Origin of the sequence: Herbihabitans rhizosphaerae, assembly GCF_004216555.1 — a bacterium.
Classification (GTDB): domain Bacteria; phylum Actinomycetota; class Actinomycetes; order Mycobacteriales; family Pseudonocardiaceae; genus Herbihabitans; species Herbihabitans rhizosphaerae.
Window position 1 is genome coordinate 84,288 of record NZ_SGWQ01000003.1, and the last position, 17,556, is coordinate 101,843.

The window sequence follows — 17,556 nt, forward strand, 5'->3', positions numbered from 1 at the left end:
AATCGGTCACCTGACGTCCACGAGACGTGCTACCCTCGTTCACCGGCACGGCCCCTGGCGGGCCGTGTTTTTTCCATTCCCGGGTGCCCGCCATCCGGGAGAACGTGCCGGCCGGTACGGGAGGCACACGTTCGGTCCGAGTTCCGGACCTAGGAGCAAGAGGAGTTGGTGACCGTGAGCGAGACCGCCCAGGTGACCTGGCTTACCCAGGATGCCTACAACCGGCTCAAGCACGAGCTCGACGAGCTTGTCGAGAATCGCCCGGTCATTGCCGCGAAGATCAACGCGAGCCGCGAAGAAGGCGACCTGAAGGAGAACGGGGGCTATCACGCCGCCCGTGAGGAGCAGGGTCAGGCGGAAGCTCGCATCCGGCAGCTCCAGGAGTTGCTGCGCACGGCCAAGGTGGGTGAGGCGCCGCCGAACGACGGCCTCGCCGAGCCGGGCAAGGTCCTGACCGTGCGCTACGAGGGTGACAAGGACACCGAGAACTTCCTGCTCGCCACCCGCGAAGAGGGCGTGGAGGGCGAGCTCGAGGTTTTCTCCCCGGAGTCTCCGCTCGGCAAGGCGCTGCTCGGCGCCAAGGAGGGCGAGACGCGGTCCTACGAGCTGCCCAACGGCGGCACGCAGAAGGTCACGTTGATCAAGGCGGTGCCCTACACGGGCTGACGCACGGGACGAGGTGGAGCCGGCGGACGGGTCGGCTCCACCTCGCACGTCTTCCCGTACCAGATCGTTCTGCGACAAAACCATCTACTAGCACACTATTTGTTACGATCGGTCCATGACGACCGAAGCGCAGGCAGCGCCGCCCGCCACACAGGTCTCCACCGATCTGTGTTTTCTGTTGTCCCAGGCCAGCCATGTGCTGACCACCGAGCTGGCCGCCGCACTCGAGACGGTCGGCATCTCCCCCCGCGCGCGCTGCGTGCTCACCAACGCGAACCGGGGCGAGTTCACCCAGAGCCAGCTCGCGGAGATGTCCGCGCTGGACAAGACCACGATGACGGCCACGATCGACGAGCTGGAGCAGAACGGCTACGCCGAGCGCAAGGCCTCGGCGACCGACCGACGGGCCCGGATCATCGCGGTGACCAAGACAGGCAAGCGAATCCTCGCCATGTCCGACGATGTCGTCGCCGACGTGTACGCCGACGTGCTCGAAGCCCTGCCCGACGGCCAGGCCGAGCTGTTCCTCGAGATGCTGGCGCACCTCGTCGGGAAGCGCCTGGCGCAGCCGGCCCACTGCCAACAACAGGTGAGACGACCGCGACAGTCTCACTAGTCAGAAAATAGATCGTCTACTAGCAAACTATCTGCTACGGTCGCACCTGGAAGGTAAGACTCCAGGGAGGGCGGCTCATGCCGGAAACCATTGGTACGACGAGCAGATCGCGCTGGGTGGCGCTCGTCGTGCTGTGCGCGGGGATGTTGATGATCATCCTCGACCAGACCATCGTGACCGTGGCACTGCCCGCGATCCAGAACGACCTCGGCTTCACCCAGTCCGGGCTCGCCTGGGTGGTGAACGCCTACCTGATCGCGCTCGGCGGCCTGCTGCTGCTGGCCGGCCGGCTCGGCGACCTGATCGGCCGCAAACGGGTGTTCCTCGCCGGTGTCACCATGTTCACCGCGGCATCGGTGCTGTGCGGCGTGGCGGGCAACGCGGAGTGGCTCGTGATCGCGCGGTTCCTGCAGGGGGCCGGCGGCGCGCTCACCTCCGCGGTGATCCTCGGCATGATCGTGACGATGTTCCCCGAGCAGCGCGAGCAGGCGCGCGCGATCGGCGTGTTCAGCTTCGTGGCGGCGGCCGGCGCGTCCATCGGCCTGCTGGCCGGCGGCGTGCTCACCGAGGCGATCAACTGGCACTGGATCTTCTTCGTGAACGTGCCGATCGGCGTCGTGGTCGGCGTGCTCGCGGCGCGCATCGTGCCCGCCGACGAGGGCCTCGGCCTGCGCGAGGGTGCCGATGTGATCGGCGCGGTGCTGGTCACCTCCGCGCTGATGCTCGGCGTGTACACGATCGTGGAGACCGAGAGCTACGGCTGGGGGCACGTGCACACGATCAGCCTCGGCGCGCTGTCGCTGGCGCTGCTGGCCGGGTTCGTGGTGCGCCAGGCCCGTGCGGCCAAACCACTGCTCCCGCTGCGGATCTTCCGCTCGCGGAACGTCTCCGGCGCGAACCTGATCCAGGTGCTGATGATGGCCGGCCTGCTGAGTACGTTCACGCTCGGCGCGCTGTACCTGAAGCTGCAGGACTACGACGCGCTGGACATCGGACTGGCGTTCCTGCCGGTGGCCGTGTTGATCGCGGCGATGTCGCTGGGCGCGTCGGCGCGGCTCAACTCGCGGTTCGGCGAACGTCGGGTGCTGATCGCCGGGCTGGTGCTGATCACGGCCGGACTACTGCTGTTCGCCAGGGTGCCGGTCGTCGCGACCTACGCCAGCGATCTGCTGCCGGTGATGCTGCTGATCGGGTTCGGTGTCGGGCTCGCGTTCCCGGCGATCATGACGCTGGCCATGTCCGGGGCGTCGGAGCACGAGGCGGGTCTGGCATCAGGGCTGGCCAACACCACCCAGCAGGTGGGCGGCGCGCTCGGGCTGACCGTGCTGACCACGGTGGCCACCGGGCACACCGAGTCGCTGCGCGGGTCGGGTGACACCGAGCCGGTCGCGATGACCGGCGGCTACCACCTGGCGTTCGGCATCGGCGGGCTGCTCGTGATCGTGGGGATCGCGCTGGCGGTGGCCGTACTGCGGCCGGTGCCCCAGGAGCAGGTGACAGAACACGCGCCGGACGACGCCCGGGAGATCGACGCCGTGCCGGCCACCGAGTCCGCCTGACCTCGCGAGTCCCGCGCTGGGACACGGTGAGTCCCGCGCTCCGCACCATGCTGAGCGCGGGACTCACCGGTGCAGGGCGCGGGACTCGCGCATTCACAGCAGGCTTTCGAGCAGCGGGCGGACTCGGTGCTCGACGGGCGTGGACAACGCGATCGAGGTGGACGTGCGCTGCACCCACTTGAGATCCACGACCTGGTCGATCACCCGCTGCAGATCGGCGTTGGAGCGCGCCACCATCCGGACCAGGAGATCGCCCTGGCCGGTGGTGGCGTGCACTTCGCACACCTCGTCGATCGCCGCGAGCCGGGTGGACACCTCCTCGCGACGCCCCTGGGCGATCTCCAGCACGGCGAACGCGGTCAGCCCGTAGCCCATCGCCGCGAGATCCAGGTCGGGCGGGAACCCGCGCAGCACCCCGCGCCGGGTCAGCCGATCCAGCCGCGCCTGCACCGTGCCGCGCGCGACGCCGAGCCGCCGCGAGCACTCCAGCACACCCAGCCGCGGCGAGTCGGTCAGCAGGAGCAGCAGCCGCGCGTCCAGCGTGTCCAGTTCACCGTCCGGATCGATGGTCATGCGTCCTCCTGGTCAGGTTGCCCAGCTTGCCCACCGGGTGCCAGCAAATCCTGTGCACATTGTTCAGTGATTCTTCCGAGTGTTGCTCATTCTGCAGCGTAAGCCAATGCTGAACGGACGGACTGACACCGCAGGCACCGGGAGGACGAGATGACCGACACCTTGGGCGAGAAGCTCGACGACGTCAGCTTCGACCAGCTCAAGCAGCTGGTTGGCCTGGTCGAGTACGACGCGTCGACCGACCCGTTCCCGGTCAAGTCGATGGACGCGATCGTGTTCGTGTCCGGCAACGCCACCCAGACGGCGCTGTTCTACCAGTCCGCGTTCGGCATGCAACTGATCGCCTATTCCGGGCCGGAGAACGGCAACCGCGAGTACAAGTCGTTCGTACTGAAGTCCGGCTCGGCGCGGTTCGTGATCAACGGCGGGGTGACGCCGGACAGCGCACTGCTGGACCACCACCGCAAGCACGGCGACGGCGTGGTGGACCTCGCGCTCGAGGTCGCCGACGTGGACAGGTGCATCGAGCACGCGCGGGCCAAGGGCGCCACCGTGCTCGAGGAGCCCAACGACGTGTCCGACGAGCACGGCACCGTGCGCCGCGCCGCGATCGCCACCTACGGCGAGACCCGGCACACGCTGATCGACCGTTCCCGCTACAACGGCCCTTACCTGCCGGGCTACGAGGCGCGGGAGAGCACGATCCGCCGGCCCGAGGGCGCGCCGAAGCGACTGTTCCAGGCGGTGGACCACTGCGTGGGCAACGTCGAGCTGGGCAAGATGGACGAGTGGGTCGAGTTCTACAACCGGGTGATGGGCTTCGTGAACATGGCGGAGTTCGTCGGTGACGACATCGCCACGGAGTACTCGGCGCTGATGAGCAAGGTGGTGTCCAACGGCAACCACCGGGTGAAGTTCCCGCTCAACGAGCCGGCGATCGCGAAGAAGAAGTCGCAGATCGACGAGTACCTGGAGTACTACGACGGCGCCGGCTGCCAGCACATCGCGCTGGCCACCAACGACGTCATCCGCACGGTCACCGCGATGCGCGAGGCGGGCGTGGAGTTCCTGGACGCGCCGGACTCCTACTACGAGGACCCGGAGCTGCGCGCGCGGATCGGCGAGGTCCGGGTGCCGATCGAGACGCTCAAGGAGCACAAGATCCTGGTCGACCGGGACGAGGACGGCTACCTGCTGCAGATCTTCAGCAAGCCGATCGGCGACCGTCCGACCGTGTTCTACGAGCTGATCGAGCGGCACGGCTCGCTCGGCTTCGGCAAGGGCAACTTCAAGGCGCTGTTCGAGGCGATCGAGCGCGAGCAGGAGCGCCGCGGCAACCTCTGACCGTCACCCGAGGACGGCCTCGGCCAACCCGGCGAGCGTCGCCGTGATGCGGCGCTTGCCGAGGCCGAGATCCTCGCGCTGGTACCGGTAGACCTCGGGAGCCAGCGGCGCGAGCAGGACGTCGACCAGCGGGTCGGCGTCCTTTCGCTTCGCCGCGACCAGCAGCGACCGCACGTGCGCGCGCCAGAACCGGTACGCGCCGGTCTCGAACCGCGATCGCCCGACCTCGCTGCCGAGCACCAGGTGGCCGTGCCGCTCCAGCAGATCGACCATCGCGGCGTAGAACGCGGCCAGCCGCTGCGCGGGCGGCGCACCCGGCCCGAGCGGCGGCTCGCCACGGATCAGCTTCTCCTGCAGCACGCGCTCGTGCTCGTCCAGCAGCGCGACCGCGATCGCCGACCGGTCGGGGTAGCGGCGGTACAGGGTCGCCCTGCCCACGCCGGCCGCGCGCGCGATGTCGTCCATCGTGACGCTCTCCGGACCGTTCGCGGCGAACAGCTCGGCGGCCGCGTCGAGCACCCGCTGCCGGTTCCGCGCGGCGTCGGCGCGCTCCTGTCCCACCCGCACGACGGTAGGGAATAACCGGACGCGGTGTCCAGTTGAGCAAGTGGACACGATGTCCAGTTACTCCGAGAGGCCGTGCTCATGCATCTGCTCCACCTCGACAGCAGCGCCCGCCGCGAGTCCTTCTCTCGCACGCTGACCGCACGATTCGCCGCCGCGTTCCCGCACACCGGCTACACCTACCGCGATCTCGCCGCGAACCCCGTGCCGCTCATCGGCCAGGGGTGGACCGAGTTGTGTGACGCCCTGCTCGCCGCCGAGGTCACCGATCCCGCGCGCTACCAGGACGTCGTGTGCACCCCAGCGCAACGGGCAGCGTGGCGGGTCGTCAATCCTCTGCTATCGGAATTTCTCGCGGCGGACGTGATCCTGATCGGCGCACCCATGTACAACTTCTCGATCCCGGCCGCGTTGAAGGCGTGGATCGATCAGGTCACCTTCCCGCGAATGTCGTTGGCACCGCGGCGTTTCGTCGTCGCCGGCGCGCGGGGCGGCTCCTACCTGCCGGGCACTCCACGCGAGCCGTTCGACCACCACGAGCGCTACCTGCGCGACTTCATCGCGGGGCACTACGCCGTCGAGGACGTCGAGTTCGTCAACTCCGAGCTGACCAACGTGCTGGTCGATCCGACGCTGGCGAATCTGGCCGGCAAGCAGCGCGACTCCGCCGCCGCGGCCGAACGCCGGACCGACGAGCTGGCCCGATGAGTTGGCTGCTGCTCGTGGCGGCCGGGCTCGTCGAGGTGGTGTGGGCGCAGAGCATCCGGCCGACGGAGAACTTCACCAAGCCGCTGCCCACGCTGGTGTGCCTGATCCTGATGGCCGGCGCGGTCTACCTGCTATCGCGCGCGATGGACGGGATCCCGGTGGGCACCGCGTACGTGGTGTTCACCGGGATGGGCGCGGTCGGCGCGATCGTGATCGGCGCGCTGCGCAACGGCGAGCAGATCAGCGTGCTCCGAATGCTCGCGCTGGCGTTGATCATCGGCGGCATCGTGCTGGCCCGCGTCGCCACGACGTGATCACGCCAGCGGCGGGATCTCCGGCAGTGTGGCGGCCGGGCGCTCGGCCAACGCGTCCAGCGCCAGGGCGATCGCGGTGTCCAACTGCGGATCGCGGCCCTCGGCGTGGTCGGCCGGCGTCATGACCACCTCGACGTCCGGCTCCACGCCCCGGTTCTCCACGCCCCACCCGGGTCCCTGCATCCAGGTCGCGTACCGGGGCTGGGTCACCAGCGTGCCGTCCACCAGGTGGTAGCGCATGTCGATGCCGATCACGCCGCCCCAGGTGCGGGTGCCGACCACCGGCCCGATGCCCAGCGCCTTGATCGCCGCGTTGACGATGTCGCCGTCGGAGCCGGAGAACTCGTCGGCCACGGCCACCACCGGTCCGCGCGGCGCGTCGGCCGGGTAGGTGCTGGCGTGGTAGCCGTCGCGGCCGGTGCTCCACCCGACGATCCGGCGCCCCAGCTTCTCCACCACGAGCTGCGACAGGTGCCCGCCCCGGTTCTCCCGCACGTCCACGATCACCGCGTCGCGCGCCATCTCCAGCCGCAGGTCGCGGTGCAGCTGCGCCCACCCGCTGGCCACCATGTCCGGCACGTGCAGGTACCCGACCCGCCCGCCGGTGGCCTGGTGCACGTGGTCGCGCCGGCCGGCCACCCATGCCTGGTAGCGCGACGCCATCTCGTCGTGCAGCGGCACGACGACCACCCGGCGCGGCTCTCCCCCGGCGGCCGGCGCGACGGTCAGCTCGACCGGTTTGTCCGCCGTACCAACGAGAAGCGGCGCCGGGCCGGCGTCCGGATCGACGTCGTGGCCGTCCACGGCGAGGATCGCGTCACCCTCGCGCACGGCCACGCCGGGTGCGCGCAGCGGTGAGCGCGCCTCCGGGTCGGACGACTCGCCGGGCAGCACGGCGGCCACCCGCCAGCGCCCGTCGCCGTCGCGCTCCAGGTCCGCGCCGAGCAGGCCCAGCCGCACCCGGGCGTCGCGGTACCCGTCGGCCTCCCACACGTAGGCGTGCGAGGTACCGAGTTCGCCCTGCACCTCCCACAGGAGGTCCACGAACTCGTCGTAGCAGCCGATCGTGTCCAGCAGCGGGCGGTACCGGTCGAGCACGCCGGACCAGTCCACCCCGCCGAGATCAGCGCGCCAGAAGTGATCCCGCATGAGCCGGCCGGTCTCGGCGTACTCCTGCGCCCACTCCTCGGGCGGCCGCACCCACACCCGCACCCGGGACAGGTCCACCTCGACGTTGTCGTTGTCGTCGTCATCGGAGTCGGCCTTGTGGTCGGACGGCAGCACGCGCAGGGTTCGCCCGTCCCTGATCACGATCCGGGCGCCGTCGCCGCTGACCGCCACGTCGTCAACGCCGTCGGCCAGCTCCACGACCTTGCGCTTGGCCAGGTCGTAGCGCTCCAGCACCGGCCTCGGCTCGTCGTCGTCCACATCGGACAGATCGGTGCCGAGCACGCCGGCGGTCGGGTGCCGCATCCACAGCACGCCGCCCTTGGCCGGCAGCAGCGCGCTGTACCGCGCGGCGGGAACGGGGAACGGCACCACCCGGTCGGCGATCCCGTCCGGGTCGACCTCGGTGTGCGGCGCGGCGCCGTCCTCGCCCTTGTGGTCGCCGTCCGGGTCACCGACCGGCCGGCCGGCGGGGGTCGGCGCGAACGGCGACGGGGTGGTCGCGGCCAGCGGCACCAGGAACGGCCGGCTGCCGTTGAGGAAGGACATGTCGAACACGTGCGCGTCGTACACCGGGTCGAAGCTGCGTGCGGACAGGAACACCAGGTGCTTGCCGTCAGCGGTGAACGCGGGCGCGTAGTCGGCGAACCGCAGCGGTGTCACGTCCACTGTGGACAGTGTGGCGATCTCGAGAATCCTGATGTGCCGCAACGGGTTCGGGCCGGGATGCGACCAGGCCAGCCACGCCGAGTCGGGCGAGAAGGCGAGGTCGCTCGGGTCCGCGCTGCCGCCGCGCGCGACCTCGGTGATCTCGTCGGTGTCGGTGTCGTCGTCGGTGTCGACCAGGAGCACCCGCCCGTCGTGGGTGATCAGCGCGAGCCGCCGGCCGTCGGGCGCTGCCTCCAGTTCGAGTACCCGGCCGAGCGTGCCGCCGCCGATTCGCCGGCCGGACCCGCCGTCCACCGACGCGATCTCCAGCGCGTCCTCGCCGTCCGCGTCGGTGATCCACGCGGCGCGGCCGGTGTCGCCGAGCACCCGGGGCATGCGGGCGCGCACGCCGGGCGCGGCGGACAGCGCGCGGGCCGGGCCGTCGCGGTGGGTCAGCCAGTGCACGGTGCCGCGCACCTCGACCACGCTGGCCCGCGCGGCGTGGTCGGGCGTGAACTCGGTCAGCTCCTCGCGCGCGGACACCGGGTAGGGCTGACGGTTGACGCGCGGCCCGCCGAGCCGGATCTCCAGCTCGCGCGGCTCACCGTCCAGACTGTCCACAATGTACAGTCGCCCGCCGGCGTGGTAGACCACGCGGGTGCCGTCGGTGGTGGCGTTGCGGGCGTAGAACTCGCCCAGCCCGCCGTGCCGGCGCAGGTCCGAGCCGTCCTGGTTCGCCGAGTACAGCGCGGCGACGCCCTCATGGTCGGACAGGAACGCGATCCGCTCCCCGACGAACATCGGCGAGCTGACGTTTCCGTCCACTTCGGACAGAACGCGGGTGAACTCGGTGCTGTCACCGGGTTTGTGCCACAGCTTGCCGGCGGTGCCGCCGCGGTACCGCTTCCAGTGCGCCGGCTCGCTGGAGTTGGCCGACACCAGCAACAGGGCTCCGCCGGGGCCGTGCGCGACGCCGCCGACCGGCCCGTACGGCAGCCGGGTCGGAGTGCCCCCGTCGGCTGGCACGGTGTGCGCCCAGGTGCGGCGGGTCGACGGCTGGCCGGTCGAGGTGCTGGCGATCACCTCGCCGTCCGGGGTCCAGCCGAGCACCGTGGTCTTCGGGTCGCCCCAGTAGGTGAGCCTCCTGCTCGCGCCGCCGTCGACCGGCGCGACGTGCACCTCGGGGTCGACGTCGCGGGTGCTGGTCCAGGCGATCAGCGTGCCGTCCGGCGAGAACCGCGGGTTGGTCACCGGCACCTGGTCGGCGCTGACCCGCCAGGCGCGGCCACCGTCGAGTGGGGCGAGCCAGACGTCGTCCTCGGCGACGAAGGTGACGAGATCGCCGTGCGGGTGTGGGAAGCGGAGGTATGCGGGGATCGCTGCGGGGGTCACCGGTCCACGCTAGTTCGGATGGTCTCCGTGCGCCGCCGATTTCGTTGTGTGCGGCCAAAATCTGGTCCACGCGGCGTGGTCCATTGTGGCCGGATCCACCCCGGCGGCACGGGCGGCGGCCTCGGCGGCGCGCACGTCGGCGGCGAACGCGCGAGCCACGGCACGCAGGTCGGACTCGGGATCGCCGCCGGCGAGCTTCGCCAGCGCGGCCAGCTCGAACAGCCGCGCGCCGGGGTTTTCGTGCCGGGGCAGCAGTTCGCCGGGCAGCCCGGCGCGAGCGGTGCGCTGGGCCAGTTTGGCGGCCAGCGCCAGTGCAGGCTGACCCATCGCCACACCGTCCACACTGGACTCGCGGCGCTTCTCGGCCTGCTTCAACTCCTCCCAGCGGAGTTCCTGGCTGGACGCGTCGCGCACGGCCGGGTCACCGCCGGCGAACACGTGCGGGTGCCGGTTGACCAGCTTGACGACCAGCTCGGCGGCGACATCGTCGACGGTGAACGGGTCCTCGGGGTCCTCGGCGGCGATACGCGCGTGGAACAGCACCTGCAGCAGCACGTCGCCGAGTTCCTCGCGCAGTGCCGCCCGGTCGCCGTCCTCGATCGCCTCGAGCAGTTCGAAGCACTCCTCGACCAGGTACTGGCGAAGCGTCTCGTGGGTCTGCTCGGCGTCCCACGGGCAGCCGCCCGGCGAGCGCAGCCGGTCCATCACGGCCACCGCGTCCAACAGCCCGACGCCCGGTTCGGCCACGACGGCGAACCCGGCCCGCCGCAGCACACCCATCGCCGGGTCGTCGGCACTGGCCGCGAACACCACGACTGCACGCGATTCCGCTTGTGCCACAACGTCTTCCGGTGCGACCGGAGCATCCAGCGCGCTCGCCGTCGCACCGTCCACAGCGGACGTTACGTAACAGGCGTTCGCCGCACGGGCCAGTGGCACGGCGGCGGCCGGCAGCAGACCGCCGGGCCGCAGCACGACCACGGCTCCGGTCACGGCGTGGTGCGGCGCACCGGGATCTGGACCCCGGTGGCCTCTTCCACGCGCGGCGCGACGTTCACCGCCAGCGGGTCCCACACGCCATAGCGCGGGTTGACCTTGAGCCCGACCTCGTCGGCGAGCTGGCTGAGCACGCGCTGCCCGAGCTTGTACAGCGTCTGCGGCTTGCCCTGCGTGTTGGTCGGCGCCGGGTCGAGGACCTTGCGGTCGTGCACCTGCACCACGAGCCAGGAGCCGTTGTCGTCCTCGGGCGTGAAGGCGATCACGGTGCCCGCCTTCGCGCCGAACAGCGGCCCGCCGGCCCACGCGGCGCCGCCGGTGCGCTCGGTGAGCGCGGGCGTGACCTGCTGGTCGACCACGACCTGGGCGTTCGGCCCGGCACCGGTGCGCATGAGGTCGCGCGCACGAGCCGGGTTGTCGGCGATCTGCCGGGCCAGCGCCTGGGCGCGATCCTTGGCGCTGGAACCGCTTTCCGCGCGGACCGGGATCACCACGCCGTCGAAGGTGACCGACAGCTTGTTGAAGTAGTGGGAGCCGAGCGCCTGGGTCAGGAGAATGTCCCTGGCGACCTCGCGGATCTTGGCCGGGGTGTCACCGTTCTGCTTGGCGGCCTCCACCTCGCCGCCGGACCCGTTGATCATCTCGGTGACTTCGCGCTCGTCGATCTGCAGGCTCTCCCGCCGCGTCGCGATCGCGATCAGCTCGTGCTGGATGCGCCTGCTCACCAGCTCACGGGACACCAGGTCCAGCTTGTGCTGCTTCTGCTGTTGCTGAACCTGCGGGACGTTGTCCAAGACCCACTTCAGGTCGGACTGGACGTCGTCGAGCGCGATCACCTTGTCCCCGATGATCGCCGCTGACCCGACCTGGCTCGGCCCTGATCCGCAGGCGGTCAGCCCGACGGTCAGCGCGGCGGCGGTGATCAGCAGCAGGCCCCGGCTGTGCATGGCACTCCTCACAGTTGCGTACCTTCTCACACCGCAAGATCCGGAGGTACCGCCGGCTACTTGCCCGGGCTGCGCGGCCCGCCGCCGGAGTACCCGGTCTGGCCGACCTCGACCTGGTTGCTCGGCACGAGCCGGCCCTCCTGGTTGACCACGACCATCCTGCCGTCCTGCACCGCCTGGTGGACGTACTGCTTAAGCTGGTCCTGCGAGGCGCCGGGGTGCTCGGCCGCGATCTGGCGGCCGACCTCGTTGTTGTGCAGGTCCATGGCGATGCCGACGTCGCTGGGCCGCAGGTGCGGCTCGGCGTTCGGATCGATCGGCGAGGTCTCGTGCGCGGTGCCGATCTTCTCGGCGAAGTCCTGCCCGAAACTGTTGGTGTTCAACGCGTTCCAGTAGGCGTGCCGGAACGCGTCGCGGTGGCCGTCGACGTCGCCCTTGTCCCCGGGGGTCTCCTCCTTGTAGACCTCCTTGCCCGCGCTGGTCGCCGTCTCCTCGTTCTCCTTGGCCTCCGGGATGTCCCACGGCCGGGTGCGGAGCAGCTTCCACTCTTCTTCTGTCAGCTTTTTATCCGTAAACGGAAGATCTACGAACTTACCAATCTTCGGCGGCGGGAACTGGCTGAGCAGTTGGTCGTGCAGCGAGCCCTGCCGTTCACCGGCGGCGGCCGCGGCGCCGAGGTCGGTCGCGCCGCCGTCGGTGATCTTGCCCTGGGCGATCTTGCCGAGCACGCCGGCGAGGCCCTCATCGATCCGCTCGGCCTGTTCGATGACGTTCTTCGCGTGGTCCTGCAGGTTCTTGCGAACCGACTGCCGGATCAGCTGCTGCCCCATGTCGATCTGCTTGAGCAGGTACGGGTCGTAGACCGTGCCGTCGTTCGTGATCACCATCTGGTACTTGGCGGCGATGCTGTCGGCGAGGTCCACGCTCTGCTTGAGGCGCGCGACCGCGTCCCCCGCGGTGCCGACCGCCGCCTTGGCCGCGGTGGTCTCCGCGACCAGGTGCTCGATCTTGTCGGCGACCACATCGCGCCGCCCCTTGGCGCCGTCGGCGGCCGGCCCGATCCAGGTCACCGCGCCGCCGGAGATCTGGATCTCGTCGGCGAACCCGAGCAGTTGCTCACCGCGCGACTTGAGCGCGATCTCGGCGTCCTCCAGATGTGCCGCGTCCCAGCGCCGCACGTCGGCGAACGACACCATCAGCGGCCTCCCGGGACCTGGAAGCTGGTGCGCGCGGCTTCCTCGTTGCTCGCGTACAGGTCCGCCGAGCCGATCATGTCGCCGCCGACCTTGGTGGACTCGCCGCCGACCCAGGTGACGCGCTGCTTCCACTGGTCACCCGCACTGGCCGCCTCGGTGACCGCCGTGCCGCCCGGCATGCCCTTGCCCACCCCGGCGAGCGCGCCCGCGAGATCGACTCCCGCGATGTCCCGGCCGATCGCGTTCATCGCGTTGCCCGCGTTGCGCACGCTGGCGATCTCGACCTCGTAGCCGTCCATGGCCCTCCTCGTTCGACGCCGTCGTCAGTGTACGACGCTGTTCCCAAACGACGGGTTCCCTACTGGACGTGGCCCGATTCTTTCGAATATGGGCCGTCGAGCCACTCGTTTCCGATCTACTCGCGGCCCACCATGGATCACATGAACGTGTTGTGGATCTTCGCTCACCCGGACCAGCGATCGCTGAACGGCGCCCTGCGCGACGAGGGACTGTGCGCGCTGCGCGAACTGGGTCATCACGTCCGCGAGTCCGACCTGTACGCGATGGGCTGGAACCCGGTGCTCGACCGCTCCGACTTCGAACAGCAGCCGTCCGGGCGGCTGCTGGTCGGCGCCGAGCAGGAGCGCGCCTACCTCGACGGAACGCTGCGCGCCGACATCCGCGCCGAGCAGGACAAGCTCGAGTGGGCCGACGCCGTCGTGCTGCACTTCCCGCTGTGGTGGTTCGGTCCGCCGGCGATCCTGAAAGGGTGGCTGGACCGGGTTCTGGCGCAGGGCCTCGGGTTCGGCGTGAAGGACGCCGACGGACGCACCCGGCGCTACGGCGACGGCGGTCTCGCCGGCAAGCGCGGACTGGTGGTGACCACGGTGGGCGCCCGGGAGTCCAGCTTCGGCCCTCGCGGTATTCACGGCCACATCGACGACGTGCTGTTCCCGCTGTCGCACGCGACGTTCTTCTACACCGGGATGGACGCGCTGCCGCCCTACGTCGTGTACGGCGCGGACCGGCTCGACGCCGCCGGTTTCGCCGAGGCGGCGCACGGACTGCGCGAGCGGCTGCGCGCGCTGCCGACCGAGGAGCCGATCCCGTTCCGTCCGGAGGCGAGCGGGGACTACGACGAGGACCTGGTGCTACGCCCCGACATCGCGCCGGGACGGACCGGGCTCGCGGTCCATCGCCGCGACGGTGGCCCGACGGCGGACCGGCTCAGCCGACGGGTGCTGGAGTCGCGGTGATCGACTCGATGAGCGTGGCGCACCAGTCGAGCAGTTCCACGCCGCGCAGTTGCGGCGCGCCGATCCGCCCGCCCGCGGCGCCCTCGGTGGGGCGCGGCACGGCGACGGTGTTGGCCACGGGCTTGTAGTTCGCCTTGGGGTACAAGCGTTTGAGCCGCACGAGCTGCGAGTCGCGCAGGTCCATCGGGGCGAAGCGGATCATGTTGCCCTGGCTGGCGACCTCGGTGACGCCGTGCGCGCGGCACTTCTGCCGGAACGTGGCGACCTTGAGCAGGTTGGCCACCGGCACGGGCGGTTCGCCGTACCGGTCGACGAGTTCCTCGCGCACGGCGTCCAGGGCGTCGGCGTCGGCCGCGGCGGCGATCTTGCGGTAGGCCTCCAGCCGCAGCCGCTCGCCCGGCACGTAGTCGTGCGGGATGTGCGCGTCGACCGGCAGGTCCACCCGCACGTCGGCCAGCTCCTCCTCGGTCTCGCCCTCGCCGGCTCCGGCGTGCCGGCGGAACGCGTCCACCGCCTCGCCGACGAGCCGTATGTACAGGTCGAACCCGACGCCGGCGATGTGCCCGGACTGCTCGGCGCCCAGGATGTTGCCGGCGCCGCGGATCTCCAGGTCCTTCATGGCGACCGCCATGCCCGCGCCCAGCTCGGTGTTCTGCGCGATGGTGGCGAGCCGGTCGTGCGCGGTCTCGGTGAGCGGAGCCTCTGGGGGATAAAGGAAGTAGGCGTATCCGCGTTCGCGCCCGCGGCCGACGCGCCCGCGCAGCTGGTGCAGTTGGGCGAGGCCCAGCAGGTCGCCGCGCTCCACGATCAGCGTGTTGGCGTTGGAGATGTCCAGGCCCGTCTCCACGATCGTGGTGCACACGAGCACGTCGTGCTCGCGCTCCCAGAAGCCCTGGATGACCTTCTCCAGCCGGTCCTCGTTCATCTGGCCGTGCGCGGTGACGATCCGCGCGTCGGGCACGATCTCGCGCAGCCGCCGGGCGGCCTTCTCGATCGAGGACACCCGGTTGTGCACGTAGAAGACCTGGCCGTCGCGCAGCAGTTCGCGCCGGATCGCGGCGCCGACCTGCTTGTCGTCGTAGCCGCCGACGTAGGTGAGGATCGGGTGCCGGTCCTCGGGCGGGGTGAGGATCGTGGACATCTCGCGGATGCCGGCCAGCGACATCTCCAGCGTGCGCGGGATCGGTGTCGCCGACATGGTGAGCACGTCGACGTGCGTGCGCAGCGCCTTGATGTGCTCCTTGTGCTCGACACCGAAGCGCTGCTCCTCGTCCACGATCACCAGGCCGAGGTCCTTGTACCGGACTCCGGTCTGCAGCAGGCGGTGCGTGCCGATCACGATGTCCACGTCGCCGGCCGCCAGACCCTCGATGACCTTCTCGGCGTCGGGCCCGTGGGTGAACCTGGACAGGCCCCGCACGGTCACCGGGAAGGAGTGCATCCGCTCGGTGAAGGTGGTCAGATGTTGTTGCGCCAGAAGGGTTGTGGGCACCAGCACGGCGACCTGCTTGCCGTCCTGTACGGCCTTGAACGCGGCCCGCACGGCGATCTCGGTCTTGCCGTAGCCGACGTCGCCGCAGATGACCCGGTCCATCGGGACACCGCGTCGCATGTCGGCCTTGACCTCGTCGATCGCGGCCATCTGGTCGGGCGTCTCGGTGAACGGGAACGCGTCCTCCAGTTCGCGCTGCCACGGGGTGTCGGCGCCGAACGGGTAGCCGGGGGCGGCCTGGCGGGCGGCGTAGAGCTGCACCAGCTCGGCGGCGATCTGCTTGACCGCCTTGCGCGCCTTGGCTTTCGTGTTCTTCCAGTCGCTGCCGCCGAGCTTGTTCAGCGTGGGCAGCTCGCCGCCGACGTAGCGGGACACCTCGTCGAGCTGGTCGGTCGGCACGAACAGCCGGTCGCCGGGCTGGCCGCGCTTGGAGGAGGCGTACTCGAGCACCAGGTACTCCCGTGTCGCCTGGGCGCCGGTCGAGTCCTTGGTGGTGCGCTGCACCATCTCCACGTAGCGGCCGATGCCGTGCTGGTCGTGCACCACGTGGTCGCCGGGCCGCAGCGCCAGCGGGTCGACCGCGTTGCGCCGCCGCGACGGCATCTTCGTGGACATGTCCCTTGTGGACGTGCCGTGCCGGCCGCCGGTGAGGTCGGTCTCGGTAAGCACGACCAGATTCCGTTGCGGGGCAAGGAATCCGTCCTCGATCGCGCCGCGCACGACGGACACCACGCCGGGCTTGGGCGGCTCGGTCAGCCCGCCTTCGACGAAGGTGGCCGGCACGTCGGCCTCGGCGAGCTGCTCGACGGCGCGCTGCGCGGTTCCGGTGCCGGGCACCACGAGCACGGCGGCGCCGCCGGCGGCGGTGTGCGCGCGCAGGTCGGCGAACGCGCGGGTCACCTCGCCCCGATAGGCGTCGACCGGCTTGAGGTCCAGCGTGAGCACGCCCTCGGCGGCGGAGGTGAGCTGGCTGAGCGTCCACCACGGCCGGCCGGCCTCGCGGGCGTGCGCGGCGACGTCGGCCAGGTCGCGGTAGGCCGACGCGCCGAGGTCGATCGGCGCCTTGCCGCCGCCGGCCGCGGCCATCCAGGAGGCTTCGAGGAACTCCTGCCCGGTGCGCACCAGGTCGTGCGCGCGGGTGCGGATCTTCTCCGGGTCGGCGAGCACGACATGGGTGCCCTCCGGCATCACGTCGGTGAGCATGTCCAGCTCGCCCTCGCACAGCGCGGGGATGAGGGATTCCATTCCCTCGCAAGGGATTCCGGAGGCGAGCTTGTCCAGCATCTCGGCCAGCGCGGCGTCGGCCCGGTGCTGCTCGGCCAGTGCGGCGGCGCGTTCCCGGACCCGTTCGGTGAGCAGCAGCTCGCGGCACGGCGGCGCGACCACGCGGGCGATCTCGCCGGGCAGCGAGCGCTGGTCGGCCACGGCGAACGCGCGGATCTCGGTCACCTCGTCGCCGAAGAACTCGATCCGCACCGGGTGGTCCTCGGTGGGCGGGAACAGGTCGACGATGCCGCCGCGCACGGCGAACTCGCCGCGCTTCTCCACCATGTCCACGCGGATGTAGGCGAGTTCGACGAGCCGGTCGAGCAGCTCCTCGAAATCGTGCTCGACGCCCGGCGCGAGGTCGACCGGCGCCAGCTCGCCGAGGCCGGGCGCCATCGGCTGGATGAGGCTGCGGATGGTGGCGACGACGACCTTGAGGTGACCGTCCTCCTCGGGGTGGGTGAGCTTGCGCAGCACGGACAGCCGCGCGCCGATGGTGTCCGCGCGGGGCGAGAGTCGTTCGTGCGGAAGGGTTTCCCAGGACGGGAACACGGCGACGGCGTCACGGCCGAGGAAGTCGCCGAGGGCGGCGGTGAGGTCGTCAGCCTCGCGCCCGGTGGCGGTGATCGCCAGCACGGGTTTGCCGGCGCCGGCGTCGCTCGTCAGCGCGGCGGCGACCAGCGGGCGAGCGGCCAGCGGGCCCTCGATCTCGAGCGTGGGGGCGCCGGCCGCCTCGATCACGGCGGCGCACGCGGGGTCGGGCAGCACGGCGGGAAGGAGCCCTGCGAGCGAACCGGACACGGGTGGGTCTCCCTGGATAGACGCGGACAGACCCCTGCCCAGGACGAGTCC

The 17,556-nt window shown here is 70.6% G+C and carries 15 protein-coding genes; 7 read left to right on the plus strand and 8 right to left on the minus strand.

Annotated elements, in window-relative coordinates; genetic code table 11:
• The first annotated feature begins 165 nt into the window (after positions 1-165).
• The 3 genes from greA (at position 166) to EV193_RS10025 (ending at position 2,841) form a co-directional block, all read left to right on the plus strand.
• Entirely contained in the window at positions 166-666 is a 501-nt protein-coding gene (gene greA, locus EV193_RS10015; protein WP_130343783.1) for a transcription elongation factor GreA, read from the plus strand.
• 115 nt (positions 667-781) lie between these two features.
• Positions 782-1,282: a MarR family winged helix-turn-helix transcriptional regulator gene (locus EV193_RS10020; RefSeq protein ID WP_130343784.1), complete on the plus strand. Its 501-nt coding sequence runs from the start codon at positions 782-784 to the stop codon at positions 1,280-1,282.
• A gap of 77 nt (positions 1,283-1,359) precedes the next feature.
• Positions 1,360-2,841, plus strand: coding sequence for a DHA2 family efflux MFS transporter permease subunit (locus tag EV193_RS10025; RefSeq protein ID WP_130343785.1), 1,482 nt, complete (start codon positions 1,360-1,362; stop codon positions 2,839-2,841).
• Between the two features lie 93 nt (positions 2,842-2,934).
• On the opposite strand, the gene EV193_RS10030 is transcribed toward EV193_RS10025, so the two are convergent.
• Entirely contained in the window at positions 2,935-3,414 is a 480-nt protein-coding gene (locus tag EV193_RS10030) for an Lrp/AsnC family transcriptional regulator (protein WP_130343786.1), read from the minus strand.
• 150 nt (positions 3,415-3,564) lie between these two features.
• Between EV193_RS10030 and hppD the strand changes: the two genes are divergently transcribed.
• Entirely contained in the window at positions 3,565-4,758 is a 1,194-nt protein-coding gene (gene hppD, locus EV193_RS10035; RefSeq protein WP_130343787.1) for a 4-hydroxyphenylpyruvate dioxygenase, read from the plus strand.
• A 3-nt stretch (positions 4,759-4,761) separates the two neighbouring features.
• Here the strand turns inward: hppD and EV193_RS10040 are convergent, their stop codons facing one another.
• Positions 4,762-5,325, minus strand: a complete 564-nt coding sequence (locus tag EV193_RS10040) for a TetR/AcrR family transcriptional regulator (protein WP_423202155.1) — start codon at positions 5,323-5,325, stop codon at positions 4,762-4,764.
• Positions 5,326-5,403: 78 nt separating this feature from the next.
• Between EV193_RS10040 and EV193_RS10045 the strand changes: the two genes are divergently transcribed.
• On the plus strand, positions 5,404-6,030 hold the full coding sequence (locus tag EV193_RS10045; RefSeq protein WP_130343788.1) for an FMN-dependent NADH-azoreductase: 627 nt from the start codon (positions 5,404-5,406) through the stop codon (positions 6,028-6,030).
• Positions 6,027-6,344, plus strand: coding sequence for a DMT family transporter (locus tag EV193_RS10050; protein ID WP_130343789.1), 318 nt, complete (start codon positions 6,027-6,029; stop codon positions 6,342-6,344). Before EV193_RS10045 ends, EV193_RS10050 begins: the two co-directional genes overlap by 4 nt.
• Here the strand turns inward: EV193_RS10050 and EV193_RS10055 are convergent, their stop codons facing one another.
• From EV193_RS10055 to EV193_RS10075, 5 genes are read right to left on the minus strand one after another with little or no spacing between them, the layout of a single operon-like run.
• Complete coding sequence (locus EV193_RS10055) at positions 6,345-9,551, minus strand: S41 family peptidase (RefSeq protein WP_130343790.1); 3,207 nt, start codon at positions 9,549-9,551, stop codon at positions 6,345-6,347. It lies immediately after the preceding gene.
• Positions 9,552-9,560: 9 nt separating this feature from the next.
• Positions 9,561-10,544 carry a nucleoside triphosphate pyrophosphohydrolase gene (locus EV193_RS10060; protein WP_130343791.1) on the minus strand — a complete coding sequence of 328 codons (984 nt, stop codon included), beginning with the start codon at positions 10,542-10,544 and terminating at the stop codon, positions 9,561-9,563.
• Positions 10,541-11,494: a hypothetical protein gene (locus EV193_RS10065; RefSeq protein ID WP_130343792.1), complete on the minus strand. Its 954-nt coding sequence runs from the start codon at positions 11,492-11,494 to the stop codon at positions 10,541-10,543. The genes EV193_RS10060 and EV193_RS10065 overlap by 4 nt, the downstream gene beginning before the upstream one ends.
• 56 nt (positions 11,495-11,550) lie before the next feature.
• Entirely contained in the window at positions 11,551-12,690 is a 1,140-nt protein-coding gene (locus EV193_RS10070; RefSeq protein WP_130343793.1) for a DUF6973 domain-containing protein, read from the minus strand.
• Positions 12,690-12,989, minus strand: coding sequence for a hypothetical protein (locus EV193_RS10075; RefSeq protein ID WP_130343794.1), 300 nt, complete (start codon positions 12,987-12,989; stop codon positions 12,690-12,692). The genes EV193_RS10070 and EV193_RS10075 overlap by 1 nt, the downstream gene beginning before the upstream one ends.
• A gap of 141 nt (positions 12,990-13,130) precedes the next feature.
• Here EV193_RS10075 and EV193_RS10080 point away from each other — a divergent pair, with 141 nt between their 5' ends.
• Complete coding sequence (locus EV193_RS10080; RefSeq protein ID WP_130343795.1) at positions 13,131-13,946, plus strand: NAD(P)H-dependent oxidoreductase; 816 nt, start codon at positions 13,131-13,133, stop codon at positions 13,944-13,946.
• Here EV193_RS10080 and mfd read toward each other — a convergent pair.
• Positions 13,918-17,505, minus strand: coding sequence for a transcription-repair coupling factor (mfd, locus tag EV193_RS10085; RefSeq protein WP_130343796.1), 3,588 nt, complete (start codon positions 17,503-17,505; stop codon positions 13,918-13,920). The two genes, EV193_RS10080 and mfd, sit on opposite strands and share 29 nt — an antisense overlap.
• Between the last annotated feature and the right edge of the window lie 51 nt (positions 17,506-17,556).

Excerpts from the sequence above, each read along its gene's own strand:
- EV193_RS10025 (WP_130343785.1), top strand. The coding sequence starts at position 1,360 with ATGCCGGAAACCATTGGTACGACGAGCAGATCGCGCTGGGTGGCGCTC.
- EV193_RS10080 (WP_130343795.1), top strand. The coding sequence starts at position 13,131 with ATGAACGTGTTGTGGATCTTCGCTCACCCGGACCAGCGATCGCTGAAC.
- EV193_RS10065 (WP_130343792.1), bottom strand. The coding sequence starts at position 11,494 with ATGCACAGCCGGGGCCTGCTGCTGATCACCGCCGCCGCGCTGACCGTC.
- EV193_RS10050 (WP_130343789.1), top strand. The coding sequence starts at position 6,027 with ATGAGTTGGCTGCTGCTCGTGGCGGCCGGGCTCGTCGAGGTGGTGTGG.
- hppD (WP_130343787.1), top strand. The coding sequence starts at position 3,565 with ATGACCGACACCTTGGGCGAGAAGCTCGACGACGTCAGCTTCGACCAG.
- EV193_RS10075 (WP_130343794.1), bottom strand. The coding sequence starts at position 12,989 with ATGGACGGCTACGAGGTCGAGATCGCCAGCGTGCGCAACGCGGGCAAC.
- EV193_RS10045 (WP_130343788.1), top strand. The coding sequence starts at position 5,404 with ATGCATCTGCTCCACCTCGACAGCAGCGCCCGCCGCGAGTCCTTCTCT.
- EV193_RS10020 (WP_130343784.1), top strand. The coding sequence starts at position 782 with ATGACGACCGAAGCGCAGGCAGCGCCGCCCGCCACACAGGTCTCCACC.
- EV193_RS10070 (WP_130343793.1), bottom strand. The coding sequence starts at position 12,690 with ATGGTGTCGTTCGCCGACGTGCGGCGCTGGGACGCGGCACATCTGGAG.
- EV193_RS10030 (WP_130343786.1), bottom strand. The coding sequence starts at position 3,414 with ATGACCATCGATCCGGACGGTGAACTGGACACGCTGGACGCGCGGCTG.